We start from the raw sequence: 15,239 nt of genomic DNA on the forward strand, positions 1-15,239 counted from the left end.
CGAAATTATAGGCGCAGTTTCTCAGTTTAATGACTGGTGATTGCGGCGCGGCTGGTCACAACGGAAATCAAAACGCTTTACGAGTAACGAGTATCGGCTGAAAAATGTGAGGCCACGATCTGCAACCTTCACGATCTTATTCCAGAGGTTGTCGTGACGTCAACATGCGCGTGCCATCGAGCACGCCGCGTCGGAAAATTCAATTCACCGAAAATAATTTTTTGAACCAAAACGCAAATCCGGAGACAAACGCTATTTGCGTGTCGCGCAAATAGCCGCTCCGGTATTTGCTCAAGTCCCGGCGCGGAACCCTACTTGCCCTTGAAATTCGGCGCGCGCTTGTTGAGGAAGGCATCCATTCCCTCACGGAAATCCTCGCTCATGTAGGCACGCAGGATCAAATCTTCGCCCTCATCGCGGGTCAACGTCCGCCGAATCCGCCGCACCGCTTCCTTGGTGACTTCGAGCGTGATCGGCGCATGACCGGCCACGAGTTTTGCGGTTTCGTCGGCGCGGCGCTGCAATGTCGCGACGTCGGGCACCACTTCATTGAGCAGCCCCAGCGCCAGCGCTTCCGGCGCCTCGACCAGCCGCGCCTTGAAGATCAGATCCTTGGTCCGCGCCGGGCCGACCAGCGACACCAGCCTGGAGATATTCGACATCGACAGGCAATTGCCGAGCGTGCGCGCGATCGGAAAGCCGATCCGCGTCGACTCGGTGCCGATGCGGATATCGCAACACGCTGCGATCCCGGCACCGCCGCCGGTGCAGGCGCCGGCAATGGCCGCAATCGTCGGCACCCTGCACTGCTCCAGCGTGCCAAGCACGCGATCGATCCGGGCCTCGTAATCGAGCGAATCCTGCGCGGTCTTGAAGGCACGGAACTGCGAAATGTCGGTACCCGATGCGAACGCCTTGTCGCCGGCGCCGGTCAGGATCATGGCCTTGATCGAGCGGTCGGCGTTGACGGTCTCGCAAATGACGGCCATTTGCTCGTACATCGCGAAGGTCAAGGCGTTGCGCGCCTGCGGACGGTTGAACGTCAGCCGGGCGATGCCGTCCTCAACGGAATAGATCAGGTCTTCGGTCGCAGCTACCGGGGCGTTCATCGCAGCTCTTTCTGTTGTGTTCTATGCTTGGATCCAGGCCAATTCAGGCAACGGCAGTCTTCGGCATCGGCACGACATCGCGTCCCTTGAGGACTTCCATCGCCGCCAATACACCGCCGCCACGATGCGGCACCTTGGCGAGATCGAGACCCATCTCGACGCCCGACAACGTGCCCATCAGCATCAGATCGTTGAAGTGGCCGATGTGGCCGATCCGGAATACCTTGCCCTTGATCTTGTTCAGGCCGGTCCCGAGCGACATGTCGAAATTCTCCAGCACCACTTTACGGAAATTGTCGGCGTCATGGCCTTCCGGCATCACCACGCCGGTCAGCGCCGGCGAGTGGGCGCCCTGCTCCTGGCACTGCGTTTCCAGGCCCCACACCTTGGCTGCGGCGCGCGTCGCGGCGCTGTGGCGCTTGTGGCGCGCGAAAACGTTCTCAAGCCCCTCCTCCTCGAGCATCTTGATCGCTTCCCGCAGCCCGAACAGCAGATTGGTCGCCGGCGTATAGGGCCAGGTGCCCGCCTTGTTGATCGCGATAACCTCCTGCCAGTCCCAATAGGACCGCATGGCGGGGTTGGCCTTCGCCACCGCAAGCGCCTTTTCCGACACCGCGTTGAAGCCGAGGCCCGGCGGCAGCATCAATCCCTTCTGCGATCCGGCCACCGACACGTCGATGCCCCAGGCATCGTGCTCATATTCGAGCGAGCCGAGGCCGGAGATGGTATCGACCATCAACAACGCCGGATGCTTGACCCGGTCCATGATCTTGCGGACGTCGAGCGGGTGCGTGACGCAGCCGGTCGAGGTCTCGTTGTGCACGATCATCACCGCCTTGATCTTGTGCTGGCGGTCGTCCGTGAGCCGCGCCTCGATCTGATCGAGGTCGGCGCCATGGCGCCAGTCACCAGGCAGGAAATCGACGTCCAGCTTGAATTTGTCGGCGATGCCGCGCCACAGCAGGGCAAACTGCCCGGTCTCGGCCATCAGCACCTTGTCGCCAGGCACCAGCGTATTGACGATCGCGGCCTCCCAGGCACCGGTCCCGGACGACGGATAAATGATCACCGGCTGCGTTGTGCGGAACACCCGCTGCATGGCAGCCAGCACCGCATGTCCGATCTCGGCGAATTCGGGACCGCGATGGTCCATGGTCGGCATATCCATGGCCCGCAGCACCCGGTCCGGCACATTGGTTGGTCCCGGAATCTGCAGAAAATGCCTTCCAGTATGCAGGGTCATAGGCGTCCTTCCCGGTAGAGCCGCGGTCTCGCGAGCCGCTCGAATATCACCATTCGGCGGGCTTGTCCCGCGCCCGGCGGGTGCCGTCAATACATAAGAAGGTTTACCGGGAGCGGCGAGGCCCCAACTTCCGTAAAATTCAAGTTTGTGATCGGCAAACTCGGCGGAAGTCGACGACGCGCTGCACAATGTTTGACGTGCTTACGGCTTACGGCCGTTTGTGATTTTGATCCCCATTTCAAAGGCAGACAGGCTCGCGGTATTCCCGACGGGTAGGAGCAGGATTGATCCCGCGATTGGCCGCAAATCTTGTCTAAGTCAATCCCACCGGTCTCTTGTCGACCATTGATCTGTTAGGCCGCCACAGCCTTCTTACGATTTGCTGCGATCCTTTCGTCCACGAGGATGACAATGGCGTCGAGGACGGGATGGCTCATGCCTTGTTGTTGGGCGACGAGTTGCACCAGCTTGTCGGCACGTTCGATATTGGTCGCGCCATTGTTAAGCACGCGCGCAGCCGAAGCAGGACGCGACAGGCTTTCCGCAGCCGCGGCATATTTCTCGAATGGTACAAGTTCATCGCGCGAGGCACCGAGCTTGACGCACACGTCCACGACGAACTCGTATATCGAACGCGCTTCCTTGAGGTCGGTATGCACCGCTTCCTGTGCGGTTCGCATGCCGTCCCGGGTGATACACCTGTAGTTGCCGGCCATTAGCATGGCCCATTTGGCCAATGGCACGAAAAGCGAGTCGTGAACACGCAACTTTACCGGCAGCTCGATCTTGCCTTCCGGGGCATCGAAACGAACGGCATCGATATCCTTTTCGATGTTGCGAAGAATCACATTGCTCTTCTCGCTGTCAAAGCGTGCAACCTTGAAGTTGGTCGGCAAAGTTACTTGTAGTATGTTGACCTTCTCCTCCGGAGGCCGGACCGCCTGCGGATCCGGGCTGCACAATGTCAACGTGCCGGGATCGAAGCTGTCCCAGACCGCCGGCATGGTGTATGCTGGCGCGAGCAATTCGCTGTTCAGATGGCGGATACGCTTCATGTAAGGCAGCGGCGGCATGTTCATAATCGACATGCACGGCACGCGCGACTTCGCCACGGCATCGAGCAATTCGCGCACACCGGGCGAGCCGTATTGCGGCTCCTGCATCGCCAGCCCGATCAGGTCATAGTCTTTAGGATCTATATCGGCCGGACCGGAAGCAGACACCTTGCCCGGCAACTTGCGGGAATCGATCTCGATCTGCTCCTTGCGGCCCCGGATCGGCATCCGCACGCGAAAGCCTTCAAAATTGATGAGAGCAGCCTCAGCCGGCAAACAAACAAGTTTCACGTTGTGGCCGCCGAACATCATTTTGGACGCAAGTAACGAACCGTATGACGCACCGAGAATAAGAATCTTGTAGTTGGGCATAGTTTGGCTCCGGTGTTGATTGGATATCGGCAAGGCTCGCCGCGTAGGCACTCTCACAATCTGAAAATGATCGGATGGGACCTCGACCGCCTCTGTCGTGGTAAAGAAATCATTTTAGCTGTCGAGCTAGTACACCTCGCTTGGCCGAATTCACTTCCGCAAGTTCTTCGAAGGGTTTTTCAGGATGCATCAGAAACGCCGAAAATCCGCCAAGCAGGAGCAATCCCATCGACATCAGGAACGGCAAGTACCAGTTGCCCGTGACGTCGATCACGTAACCGGCGACCAAAGGCGAAACGATCGCCGCCAGCGCCGAGCCGGTATTCATCAGCCCGGCGGCCGTACCGGAATATTTCGCAGCAATATCCATCGGCACCGACCACATCGGACCGATCACGAGTTCAGAAAAGAAAAAGCCGCCGGAAAGGCATAGCGCGACGATCGTGATGTCGTGAATGAACAGGATCGGAAGCAGCGACAGGAAGGCGCCGGCAAAGCCGACGATCGTGACGCTCAAGCGCGCAAGGCGAACATTGCCTGTGTTCCTGAGAATGCGATCAGAGAGGATTCCGCCCAGGCTGTCGCCGACGACGCCGGCAAAGAAGACACCCGAGGCGAACAGCGCCGAATTCCTGACGTCCAGATTGTAGCTGTTCTTGAAGAATAACGGCAGCCAGTTCAGGTATAGCCACAGGCACCAGCCATAGCAGAAGTAGGTGAGCGTGACGGGCCACATCCGCCGCAACAGCGGCCCCCATGGTACCTGCGGCCGCATATTGACCGGGCGTGGCGGAAGCGACGCCAGCTCGGCCTCGGTGATCCCGGGATGATCCTTGGGTTCGTTGCGGAAATACAGCGCCCAGATCACACCCCAAACCAGGCTGACCAGTCCCAGCGCGATGAACGAGCCGCGCCAGGTAAGCCAAACTATCAGCGCCGCTATCAACGGCGGGGTAACCGCGTTGCCGAGCCGTGCAAAGGCGTGCGTAAGGCCCTGCGCGAAACCGCGCTTGGTCTCGGGAGTCCAGTATTGCATGGCGCGCGTGGCGGTCGGAAAAGTCGCCCCTTCGCCGAAGCCGAGTGCGACGCGGGCAATGAACAACGTCAGCAGGCTGGTTACAAAGCCGGTCATGATGGTCGCGGCCGCCCAGATCATGCCGCACCAGAATAAGGTCTTGCGCGGCCCGAAGCGGTCTCCGACCCAGCCGCCGACCACCTGGAACAGGAGATAGGGGTAGGCGAAGGCCGAGAATACCAACCCGAGCTGCGTGTTGCTCAGACCGAGTTCTTTCTGGATATCACTGGCCGCCGTGCCGATGTTGACCCGGTCGACATAGGTGATGAAGTACATGATGCACAACATCGCCAGCACGACATGGGTGGCTTTGAACCGAAGCCGCATATTTCTCTCCCCGTTCCGCTTTTTATTGTGTTGCTTCAACGGCTGCGCTGAACCCACGGCGCTAAACGCCCTGACGGTCTGCGACCCTGTCAGGTTTGACCACCTTCAGGTGCGCCGGAGAATTTGACTGCGTCCGCTCTTCCAGCGATTTCATCGCAGCTTCGACACCGCCGGCCCGATGCGGCACGCCCGCGGCGGAGAGACCCATCTCGACGCCGGACAGGGCCCCAATCAACGTCAGTTCATTGCACTCGCCGAGGTGACCAATGCGAAACACCTTGCCGGCGAGCTTGCTCAGACCCGAGCCGAGCGACATGTTGTAGGTGTCGAGCACGGTCTTGCGGAACTTGTCGGCATCGTGTCCCGGCGGCATCAGCACAGCCGTCAGCACGGGTGAATATTCGGCCGGTTCGAGACACAAAACTTCAAGGCCCCAATGCGCGACGGCAGCGCGGGTGGCCGCGGCCAGGCGCTGGTGTCGAGCGAACACCGCGTCCAGCCCTTCCTCGAGCAGCATCGCAGTGGCTTCGCGCAATCCGTAGAGCAAGTTGGTCGCCGGCGTGTAGGGGAAAAAGCCCGCCGCGTTGGGCTTCAGCATCTCTTCCCAATCCCAATACGACCGCGGCATCCTGTTGGTCTTCGCAGCGGCGCGGGCTTTCTCGGAGATGGCGTTGAAGCCGAGCCCCGGCGGCAGCATGAATCCCTTTTGCGAACAGCTGACGGTGACGTCAACTCTCCACTCGTCATGCCGGTAATCGACCGAGCCCAACGAGGAAATCGTATCCACCAGCAGCAGCGCCGGATGGCCGACCTTGTCCATCGCGGCGCGAATGTCGCCGATCCGGCTGGTGACACCGGTGGAAGTCTCGTTATGCACCACCATCACCGCCTTGACGGCATGCGCGATATCCTGCGCCAGCGCAGCTTCGATCGCCGCAGGGTCGGCGCCGTGGCGCCAGTCGCCCGGCAGAAAATCGACCTCGATGCCCCAGCGCGCCGCCATCTGCCGCCACAGCGTGGCAAAATGGCCGGTCTCGACCATCAGAACCTTATCGCCGGGCGAGAGCGTATTGACGATCGCCGCCTCCCAGGCACCCGTACCCGACGAAGGAAAGATGATGACAGGTCCGTTTGTTTTGAAGATCTTTTGGCAGCCGGTGAAAACGGCCCTGCCGAGTTCGGCGAACTCGGAACTGCGGTGGTCGATGACCGGCATGTCCATGGCGCGGAGCACGCGATCCGGAACCGGGCTTGGCCCGGGAATCTGCAAGAAATGGCGTCCCTGAGTCATGAATTCCTCGCCTGAGTCTGTTGGGTGAGGAATATTGCATTCATTTTTTATGATATCAACTAAAATATTGTACACAGTTTTGGATCGACGATTGCGCGTTCGAGGCCTATTCTCCTGCTATGAAACCGCTGATTCCCCACGATACCGATTCGACAACGCTTGCAGGCGGCACGAGTCCCGGCCGCGAAGACCAATCCCTGCACGACGAGATCCTGACGCGACTGCGCGACCACATCGTCGAAGGCAACATTCCGGACGGCAGCCGCGTTCCCGAACGCCAGCTTTGCGAGATGCTTGGCATCTCGCGTACGCCGTTGCGCGAGGCCCTGAAAGTATTGGCGTCCGAAGGGCTGGTGGAATTGCTACCCAACCGCGGCGCTCGCGTCCGGCAATTGAGCGAGCACGATCTCGCCGAACTGTTCGACGTCATGGGCGGGCTCGAAGCCCTGGCTGGCCGTCTCGCCTGCGAAAACATCACCGATACCGAAATCGCCGAGATCGAGCGGCTGCATTACGAGATGTACGGATTCTACCTGAACCGCGACATGCACGGCTATTTCCGCGTCAATCAGCTGATCCACCACAAGATCGTCGAAGCCTCGCGCAACACAACGCTGCGAAACACTTACGCCAACTTCGCCGGCCGCATTCGCCGGGTCCGCTACTCCGCCAATTTTGCCCGCAAGCGCGAGCGGTGGGGGGAAGCCATGCGCGAACACGAGACCATCCTGGACGCACTGCGTCGCCGCGCTGGTAGCGAACTCAGCGACATTCTGTTTATACATTTGCGCAACAAGCGGACTGCTGCCGTCGAACATCTGAAGGACGGCGTCGCCGTCGAGGCCGGACAGGGCGCCGCTCACGAGCCTAGCAGTTTTGAATTCAAAACGGAAACAAAGACAAAATAATTGCATTTATTTCACCGCCCAAGTACGAGCGAGCGACGTTTGCAGGTAGCAGCGGGGGTGGAATGTCCAACAAAGGCTCAGTGACGCTCGAAAACAGGCTTGCCCGCGAGATTACCGGCGACGTGTTCTTCGACGCGTTCAATCGCGGCCGCTATGCGACCGACGCTTCGTTCTACCAGATCATGCCCTTTGGGGTGGTGGTCCCCCGGACTATGGACGAGGCGCTGCTGGCGCTCGCCATCGCCAAGGATGCGGGCCGGATCGTTACCCCGCGCGGCGGCGGCACCTCGCAATGCGGCCAGACCGTCAATGAGGGGATCGTCGTCGACTTTTCCAAACACCTGAACCGCATTCTCTCGCTCGATGTCGAAGGCCGTACTTGCGTGGTTGAACCCGGCATCGTGCTCGACGATCTCAACCGGCAACTCAAAAAACACGGGCTGTGGTTTCCGGTCGACGTCTCCACGGCCTCGCGCGCCAGCATCGGCGGGATGGCCGGCAATAATTCCTGCGGCGGACGTTCGCTCAGATACGGCACCATGCGCGACAACACGCGCGCGATGGACGCTGCGCTGGCCGACGGCACGCGGCTGCATTTTGGCGAGGTGCCGCGCGATCTGGCGCGGGTGAATTCGCCCGAGAGCGGACTTGCCCTGTTTCGCGATATGCTCGATCTCGGCGAGCGCGAGGCCACGGAGATCGCCGAAAAATTCCCCAAGGTGCAACGCCGGGTCGGTGGCTACAATCTCGACGCGCTGGTGCCGCGCAATACGCCCAACAATCTGGCGCATCTTTTGGTCGGCTCGGAGGGGACGCTGGCCTTCACTACCCAGGTCGAGCTCAAGCTGTGGCCGGTGATCCGCAACAAAGTGCTGGGCGTCTGCCATTTCGGCAGCTTCTACGAGGCGATGGATGCCGCCCAGCATCTGGTGAAACTGCGTCCGATCGCAGTCGAACTGGTCGACCGCACGATGATCGCGCTTGGACGGGACATTGCGATGTTCAGGCCGGTGATCGATGCGACCGTGCGCGGTGATCCCGATGCGCTGCTGATCGTCGAATTCGCGGAGGAAGATCAGGCTGACAATCTGCAAAAACTCAAGCAGCTTTCCGAGCTGATGTCGGATCTCGGCTTCGGCTGGAACAATTCGCAACGCAAATGGGGCGGCGTGGTCGATGTCGTCGAGCCCGCGACGCAAGCGGCGATTTCGGATTTCCGCACGTCCGGCCTCAACGTCATGATGTCGATGAAGCAGGAAGGCAAGCCGGTCTCCTTTGTCGAGGATTGCGCGGTGCCGCTGCCCCATCTCGCCGACTATACCGAGCGCCTGAATGCCATCTTCGCCAGGCACGGCACCCGCGGCACCATGTATGCGCATGCGTCCGAAGGCTGCCTGCATGTGCGCCCCGTGCTCAACCTCAAGCTGGAGAAGGACGTCAAGGCGATGCGCGCCATCGCCGAGGAAACGTTCGAGATGGTGCGCGAATACAAGGGGTCGCACTCCGGCGAGCATGGCGACGGCCTGGTCCGCTCCGAATTCCATGAAGTGATGTTCGGCTCGCGCATCGTTGCCGACTTCAGGGAGGTCAAGCAGCGCTTCGACCCCGACAACGTCCTCAATCCCGGCAAGATCGTCGATCCGCCCAAAATGGACGACCGGGTGCTGTTCCGCTATCCGCCGGACTACCGCATCGATGAACTGAAAACCGCGCTGGACTGGTCGGCCTATCCCGGCGCCGGCGGCGGATTCCAGGGCGCGGTCGAGATGTGCAACAACAATGGCGCCTGCCGCAAGCTCGAGGGCGGCGTGATGTGCCCGTCCTATCGCGCGACCCGCAATGAGGAGGATGTCACACGAGGCCGTGCCAATACGTTGCGGCTGGCGATCTCAGGCCAGCTTGGACCGGACGCGCTGTCCTCCGACGGGATGATGCATGCGCTGAAACTCTGCGTATCCTGCAAGGCTTGCCGCCACGAGTGCCCAACCGGTGTCGATATGGCCAAGATGAAGATCGAGGTTTTGGCCGCGCGTGCGGCCAAGCACGGTCTTTCGCTTCGCGACCGGCTGGTCGGCTATCTCCCGCGCTATGCCGGACTGGCGTCGCGCCTCGCCCCACTTGCCAACTGGCGCAACCGCAGTCCGGCGTTGCGAAGGCTGTTCGAGAAATTTGCCGGTATCAGCGCGCAACGCGCATTGCCTGCGTTCCGGCGTGACATTTTCAAACCCGATGCCGAGGTGATCGGGCCCATCGATGGCCGCGAAGTCGTGCTGTTCGCCGACACTTTCAACCGGGCCTATGAGCGGGAAAATCTGGACGCCGCGCTCCACGTGCTGGTCGGAGCCGGATACCGGGTGCACATGCCGAAGCCCGCAGACGGAACCCGGCCGTTGTGTTGCGGGCGGACGTTCCTCTCGGCGGGTCTCGTCGATGAAGCCCGCGGGGAATTGAACCGGCTGGTCGCGACCTACGCGCCGTTTGCGGCGCGCGGCGTGTCGATCGTCGGACTTGAGCCAAGTTGCCTGCTGACGCTCCGCGACGAACTGCTATCGCTGCGTTCGGACAATGACGCCCGGAGCGTCAGCGCCCATGCGCTGCTGTTCGAGGAATTTCTGGTACGCGAGGCGGAGGCCGGCCGGCTGCAACTGCCACTCGGCTCGATCGCCGGCAAGGCCCTGGTTCATGGCCACTGCCATCAAAAATCCTTCGGTGCCTTCAGGCCGGTCGAACAAGTGCTTCGTCTCGTTCCCGATCTCGCGGTTGAAACCATCGAATCCAGTTGCTGCGGCATGGCCGGCGCGTTCGGCTATGGCGCCGACACCTACCAGACCTCGATGGAAATGGCCGAGCTGTCGCTGCTGCCGGCGGTGCGCCGCGCCGATCAGGCAACCCTGATCGTTGCCGATGGCACCTCGTGCCGGCATCAGATCAAGGATGGGAGCGAGCGTTCCGCGCTTCACGTCGCGCGCGTGCTGGCCATGAGCCTCGACCGCGCAAAAGCCGATTCACCCCCTCACCCGTTGTAAAGGAACCGACCCATGGCTGAACTCACCCTCGATGTCGCCCGCAAGATTCTCGATGCTGCGCTCGCGAAAGGCGTCGAGAAAAAGCTTAAACCGCTGGTCATCACCATTCTCGATGCGCGCGGCTGCGTCAAAATGACCGCGGCGCAGGATGGCACCAGCCTGATGCGGGCCGAGATCGCGCACGGTAAAGCTTATGGCGCGCTCGCGATGGGCATGGGGTCGCGGGCGCTGTTTCAGCGCGCGCAGGAGCAGGCCTTTTTCATCGACGCCGTGAATACGCTGGCGCTAGGCCGCATGGTGCCGGTGCCCGGCGGAGTGCTGATTCAGGACGGCGGCGTCCTGCTGGGGGCCGTCGGTGTCAGCGGTGACACCTCGGACAATGACGAGACTTGCGCGGTCGCGGGCATCGAGGCGGCCGGACTGAAGGCGAACGCGGGCTAGCTACCGACCGGCTGCGGTCGGCAATTGATCAGATACGGACGGAATGGACGAGCTCAGGCAGCAACTTCTGGAACGGCTGAAGGCGATCGAGCAACGGCTCGACGCCCTCGACGCCAGTCAGAGCCAGCTGAAGGACGCTTACGCGAGATCGCGCGCCCATCTCAGACGATTGTGGCTGCGTCCGCCGATGTGGACATATGAGCAGCATCCGCCTCGTCCGCTCGACCTGCGTTCGCTGCCGGCGCCGCCAGCCCTGCCGAAACAGCCGCCGCGCATTGCCATCGTAACGGCGAGCTTCAATCACGGCCGTTTCCTGCGCGCGACGATCGATACGTGCTCGCTCAAAACCATCCGCGGCTATCGTATCATGTCCAGAATGGAGGATCTGTCGACGACACCGTCGATATCCTGAAGAACTATGGCGACAGGATCTCGTGGCGGAGCGAGCCGGATAAAGGGCAGGCAGACGCGATCAATCTGGGGTTCGCAGGCGTCGACTGCGAGGTCATGGCGTACCTGAACAGTGACGATACGTTGCTGCCGGGAATGCTTGCTTACGTTGCCGATTTCTTCCAGCGGCGGCCGGACATCGATTTTGTCTATGGGCATCGCATCTTTATCGATTACGCCGGCCGGGAAATCGGCCGCGCCGTTTTCCCGGCTCACAATACCGAAACGCTCACATATGCCGGCTATGTTCCCCAGGAGACCATGTTCTGGCGCCGCCGCGTATGGGACAAGATCGGACCGATCGATACCAGATTTCATTAGGCGCTGGACTGGGACTTCATGCTGCGTGCCGAAGCCGCAGGGTTCAAAATGGCGCGGCTGGCGCTTCCTCGCCTGCTTCCGCGTCCACGACGAGCAGAAGACGACGAAGAATTATGAGCGCGGCCGCGCGGAAATGCAGACGCTGCGCGAGCGATCACTTGGACATTGGCCCCGACGACCCGGCGACAACCGCGAAACCGTTATGAACGCCATGAGCATTATGACGGCTCCCAGCGCAAAGCTGGCCGCAATGGAGAGGCGAAGAGGATCCGTAGGGTCGGTATGTTCAAGATAGTTTTGCGGCAACGTCGGCCCGTGCTGAAGATTTTGCAGGGACGATGAACCACTCAGAGCAGTGAGCACGTAATGCATGACGAAGCCCGACAAAACGACCCCGACGGCGCCTCCCAGTGCCCTGAGAAACGACATGGGGGCGGTCGCAATTCCGAGCCTCGCCGGGGGAACGGCATTTTGAACAACGACCGTCGCGTTCGGCATTCCCAGACCCATGCCGACACCTGAGTCTGCGTTCTCCACGACCCAGCGATCGTCCGATTCTATTCGGCAATCTTGGGTTTTGAGGCCATTCATTCATTTTAGCGCCGGCAGCTCGGGACCGGTACGCGGGGCCCGTAATTCGCACGTCATTTTGGGCGCGGCGTAGAGGCATCGGTTGGCTTATCTACAAGATCGTAATCGGCGGGGTCGGAGCCGAGCTCGGTTACGCCCTTGGCAAGTTCGGTTCGGAACGAATTCTGGAAGTCATCGTCGTAGGTCGCGATGCTAGTGCGGATCGCTGCTCTCCAATGATCGCCGCGATCCCAGGCTTCCGTAAGGGCAGAGGCGAGATCAGCGTGCTGCCGGTTCGCGATCATCGCTTCGATGATTGATCTGGTCTGAAGCCGGTCCTTCGAACTCTTTGCGGTCGCGTCGCGGTCCTCCTTCCGGCGAGATCCAACGATGAGTTTGTGGATGGCGTATCTTTCCGGTGATGGGATGAGGACAGGCACGCCGGCACCGTGCAGCAGCACGGCGCGGATGGGCTGGTAGATCAGGTAGTCGAGGAAGCGTAGCGGGAATGCCGCCGCCCCGCCCAACGCTGGCATCGGGACTGGCTTGCCTTCCTGGTCATCGGACCACAGGTTGGGCGTCAGGAATTCCACCTTGAAGTTGCCCCTTGAGACGAATTGGGTGGAGACCCTGCCGTCGATTTGGCTTGGAACCTCGCGAAAGGTCGCGTCGACCTGTCGAAGCACCTCCAGGATGGGCGGCATGGAATCCTTGATGGCCACCGAAATTTCGTGGAATTGCGCAAAGTCGGCGTCGCCGGTCTGCATGGCGACCGCATCAAGGCGTGTACCGAGCACGGCGGGGTAACATTGGTAGGCAACGGTGCCGACGAGCACTCCCCTCATACGGAAGAAGCCGGCCTTCGCCAGTCCTTCCACCACCTGGCCAGTCACCGGCAGGGGGCGCGGCAGATAGGCCTCGCGCGTCAACGTGGAGACGAGACGGCGACGTCCCTTCAGGTCGGCCTTCAGATCCTTGAACGCCTCGACCCTTTTGGTGATTTCAGGATCGTCAACGGGACCAACGTAGCGGCGATCCTGGGCGCCGCCCTCGGGCTTGGGCGTGTCGAAGTACCAGTATTTCTTGCCCTTGACCTCCACGGCCACGAATCTGCCGTTCGAGGAGAACTCGGAGGTGAAGCTCTCGTCGAGGCTGCGCTGGACCAGTTCGGAATAGAGCGTCTGGTAGGTGATATCGAGACGTTGGGTAGGAGCCATGGCGGAGGATCCGTTATACTATTTACGCGAAAATAGTATAATCGCTGAAGGGCAAGGAGCAAGCTAGTTATACTAAAATCGCTAAAATAGTATAATACACTTACATATCAAATACTTAAATAGAATTGACGCCCGCTGACCGATAAGCCCAAGCCGCGCTTTTGTCCGATCGACCATGAAATTTTCTCACCAGTGACGCTCTGGCCCTTGGCGCGTTCAAGCACAGGCCGCCATGGTACCAGGCTGAATTCCTGCGCGCGCTCGATCAGGGCAAACCGCCCACTGTTCAGCGTCAGCGTCCGCCGACAGGTCCCGGTCAACCGGTCGCCCGCCTTGATCTCAGCAAACCTAAGACCGGTTTCGCCGGCAATCCGCGCACCGACCTCTGCAAAGCTCGCGGCGCTCCAGAACTTGCAGCAGATTGCGCGCATAGACGCCATTGTGGGTTTGCATGTTACGCTGCGATGCGCGAAAGCGACCCAAGGCACGCTGAGGCGGCAATTCGTGCGCCAACCAAAGCTTGTCAGCGGCCAGGTACAGCATTTGGTACATGCGCCAACACCGTAGGCGCATCGCCATTTTTTTGAGCAGAGATGACTTCGCCGACGTTCGACATCATGGCGGGTACGCTCGAATGGCTGCTGTTCAGCAACAATCGAGATCCGCTCAATGAATACCGACTCCCAACAGGCGATCGACGAGAGCACGGTTCGATCTGAGTTCGCTGCAAGGGCCGAGCTAAGCCTCCCGGCCGCGCTCCAGAATCAATACGCGGCCGGCGAATTCCAAAGCGCGTTCGATCTGCTGCTCAACAAGAACGACCGTCACTTCGCCTGACGCGGCCAGACCGGAGATCATGGCCATGAGTTCGTCGCAGATCACAGGCGCAAGACCTTCCAGCGGCTCGTCAAGCAGCAGTATCGAAGGCTTGCCGAGAAGGGTTCTCGCCATCGACAGCATCTGCTGCTCGCCACCGGATAATTGCATGCCGAGATGACGCCTTCGCTCACCCAATCTCGGAAACATCTCGTAGGCTTCGGTGATCGCATCACGCGCGCGGTCCTTCAATCCCGCCGAGAGGTTCTCCTCCACGGTCAGGGAGCGAAAGATGCCACGGGTCTGCGGAACATACCCGACGCCAAGACGTGAGCGCGACGACGTGGGAAGATCCTTCAGATCAGTTCCGTCGATCATGATTTTGCCCGCATGGCAGGTTGAAAGCCCCATCAACGTAGCCAGCAACGTGGTCTTGCCCATGCCGTTGCGGCCGAGGATCGCCAGGCGATCTCCGGCGGGAACGTCGAACGACATATCTGTAACGATCCGTGTAGCTCCGTAACCGGCGCTCACGTTTACGACGTCAAGCCGTGCGGCGGGCATCGGCATACCTCCCCAGATAGGCGCGGCGGACCTGTTCGTCGGCCGTGACGGCGGCCGGCGTTCCCGCAAAGATCAGTTTGCCGTCGGCCAGCACGAGAACCCGTTTCGCGAAACGAAAAACCAGATCCATGTCGTGCTCGATCATCAGCACGGCGATGTCCGGCGGCAGGCGTTCGATGGCTTCCAGAATCTTCGGGGCTTCGTCGTGCGGTACGCCCGCGGCCGGCTCGTCGAGCAGCAACACTTTCGGATCGAGCGCCAGCCCGATCGCGATCTCGATCAGGCGCTGCTGGCCGTAAGCCAGCTCGGACACGCAGCGATCGGCGAGCCGGCCGATGCCGAACATATCCAGTAATTCGCTCGCCTCCGAGCGCGGCAGTCCTTCCTACGAGCCGCTCGCTTGATTTCGCTATAGAGTTTCAGCCTTGAACCTCGCCTCCTGCCCTTGTGAAAG

11 protein-coding genes and 3 pseudogenes are annotated in these 15,239 nt (G+C 60.7%); 5 read left to right on the top strand and 9 right to left on the bottom strand.

Annotation, left to right across the window (positions count from 1 at the left end; genetic code table 11):
- Window positions 1-311: 311 nt before the first annotated feature.
- From V1289_RS05225 to V1289_RS05245, 5 genes are all read right to left on the bottom strand, one after another.
- On the bottom strand, window positions 312-1,109 hold the full coding sequence (locus V1289_RS05225) for an enoyl-CoA hydratase/isomerase family protein (protein ID WP_334395941.1): 798 nt from the start codon (window positions 1,107-1,109) through the stop codon (window positions 312-314).
- A 43-nt stretch (window positions 1,110-1,152) separates the two neighbouring features.
- Window positions 1,153-2,352: a pyridoxal-phosphate-dependent aminotransferase family protein gene (locus V1289_RS05230; protein WP_334395942.1), complete on the bottom strand. Its 1,200-nt coding sequence runs from the start codon at window positions 2,350-2,352 to the stop codon at window positions 1,153-1,155.
- Window positions 2,353-2,705: 353 nt separating this feature from the next.
- On the bottom strand, window positions 2,706-3,779 hold the full coding sequence (locus V1289_RS05235; protein WP_334395943.1) for a hypothetical protein: 1,074 nt from the start codon (window positions 3,777-3,779) through the stop codon (window positions 2,706-2,708).
- Between the two features lie 109 nt (window positions 3,780-3,888).
- Window positions 3,889-5,181: an MFS transporter gene (locus V1289_RS05240; protein ID WP_334395944.1), complete on the bottom strand. Its 1,293-nt coding sequence runs from the start codon at window positions 5,179-5,181 to the stop codon at window positions 3,889-3,891.
- A 61-nt stretch (window positions 5,182-5,242) separates the two neighbouring features.
- Window positions 5,243-6,472: a pyridoxal-phosphate-dependent aminotransferase family protein gene (locus tag V1289_RS05245; RefSeq protein WP_334395946.1), complete on the bottom strand. Its 1,230-nt coding sequence runs from the start codon at window positions 6,470-6,472 to the stop codon at window positions 5,243-5,245.
- Between the two features lie 119 nt (window positions 6,473-6,591).
- Between V1289_RS05245 and V1289_RS05250 the strand changes: the two genes are divergently transcribed.
- The 5 genes and pseudogenes from V1289_RS05250 to V1289_RS05270 all read left to right on the top strand — a co-directional run bounded on the left by V1289_RS05250 (window position 6,592) and on the right by V1289_RS05270 (window position 11,618).
- The gene (locus tag V1289_RS05250) at window positions 6,592-7,380 is read left to right on the top strand and encodes a GntR family transcriptional regulator (protein WP_334395947.1); all 789 of its coding nucleotides are present in this window, start codon (window positions 6,592-6,594) and stop codon (window positions 7,378-7,380) included.
- A 62-nt stretch (window positions 7,381-7,442) separates the two neighbouring features.
- Window positions 7,443-10,426, top strand: a pseudogene (locus V1289_RS05255) (FAD-binding and (Fe-S)-binding domain-containing protein).
- On the top strand, window positions 10,419-10,847 hold the full coding sequence (locus V1289_RS05260; protein WP_334395949.1) for a GlcG/HbpS family heme-binding protein: 429 nt from the start codon (window positions 10,419-10,421) through the stop codon (window positions 10,845-10,847). The pseudogene V1289_RS05255 and the gene V1289_RS05260 overlap by 8 nt, the downstream one beginning before the upstream one ends.
- Window positions 10,848-10,890: 43 nt before the next feature.
- Window positions 10,891-11,259 carry a hypothetical protein gene (locus V1289_RS05265; protein WP_334395950.1) on the top strand — a complete coding sequence of 123 codons (369 nt, stop codon included), beginning with the start codon at window positions 10,891-10,893 and terminating at the stop codon, window positions 11,257-11,259.
- Window positions 11,181-11,618, top strand: a complete 438-nt coding sequence (locus V1289_RS05270; protein ID WP_334395951.1) for a glycosyltransferase — start codon at window positions 11,181-11,183, stop codon at window positions 11,616-11,618. Before V1289_RS05265 ends, V1289_RS05270 begins: the two co-directional genes overlap by 79 nt.
- Window positions 11,619-12,262: 644 nt before the next feature.
- Here the strand turns inward: V1289_RS05270 and V1289_RS05275 are convergent.
- The 4 genes and pseudogenes from V1289_RS05275 to V1289_RS05290 all read right to left on the bottom strand — a co-directional run.
- Window positions 12,263-13,405 carry a nucleotidyltransferase family protein gene (locus V1289_RS05275; protein WP_334395952.1) on the bottom strand — a complete coding sequence of 381 codons (1,143 nt, stop codon included), beginning with the start codon at window positions 13,403-13,405 and terminating at the stop codon, window positions 12,263-12,265.
- Window positions 13,406-13,512: 107 nt separating this feature from the next.
- Window positions 13,513-14,112 (bottom strand): DUF3363 domain-containing protein, encoded by a 600-nt coding sequence (locus V1289_RS05280; protein ID WP_334395953.1) that lies wholly within the window; start codon window positions 14,110-14,112, stop codon window positions 13,513-13,515.
- Window positions 14,072-14,785 (bottom strand): annotated as a pseudogene (locus V1289_RS05285) (ABC transporter ATP-binding protein). Before V1289_RS05285 ends, V1289_RS05280 begins: the two are co-directional and overlap by 41 nt.
- Window positions 14,766-15,152, bottom strand: a pseudogene (locus V1289_RS05290) (ATP-binding cassette domain-containing protein); the annotation flags it as partial. The pseudogenes V1289_RS05290 and V1289_RS05285, both read right to left, overlap by 20 nt.
- Window positions 15,153-15,239 lie beyond the last annotated feature (87 nt).

Origin of the sequence: Bradyrhizobium sp. AZCC 2289, assembly GCF_036924615.1 — a bacterium.
Classification (GTDB): Bacteria; Pseudomonadota; Alphaproteobacteria; order Rhizobiales; family Xanthobacteraceae; genus Bradyrhizobium.

Excerpts from the sequence above, each read along its gene's own strand:
- V1289_RS05225 (WP_334395941.1), bottom strand. The coding sequence starts at position 1,109 with ATGAACGCCCCGGTAGCTGCGACCGAAGACCTGATCTATTCCGTTGAG.
- V1289_RS05260 (WP_334395949.1), top strand. The coding sequence starts at position 10,419 with ATGGCTGAACTCACCCTCGATGTCGCCCGCAAGATTCTCGATGCTGCG.
- V1289_RS05265 (WP_334395950.1), top strand. The coding sequence starts at position 10,891 with ATGGACGAGCTCAGGCAGCAACTTCTGGAACGGCTGAAGGCGATCGAG.
- V1289_RS05245 (WP_334395946.1), bottom strand. The coding sequence starts at position 6,472 with ATGACTCAGGGACGCCATTTCTTGCAGATTCCCGGGCCAAGCCCGGTT.
- V1289_RS05275 (WP_334395952.1), bottom strand. The coding sequence starts at position 13,405 with ATGGCTCCTACCCAACGTCTCGATATCACCTACCAGACGCTCTATTCC.
- V1289_RS05235 (WP_334395943.1), bottom strand. The coding sequence starts at position 3,779 with ATGCCCAACTACAAGATTCTTATTCTCGGTGCGTCATACGGTTCGTTA.
- V1289_RS05240 (WP_334395944.1), bottom strand. The coding sequence starts at position 5,181 with ATGCGGCTTCGGTTCAAAGCCACCCATGTCGTGCTGGCGATGTTGTGC.
- V1289_RS05250 (WP_334395947.1), top strand. The coding sequence starts at position 6,592 with ATGAAACCGCTGATTCCCCACGATACCGATTCGACAACGCTTGCAGGC.
- V1289_RS05230 (WP_334395942.1), bottom strand. The coding sequence starts at position 2,352 with ATGACCCTGCATACTGGAAGGCATTTTCTGCAGATTCCGGGACCAACC.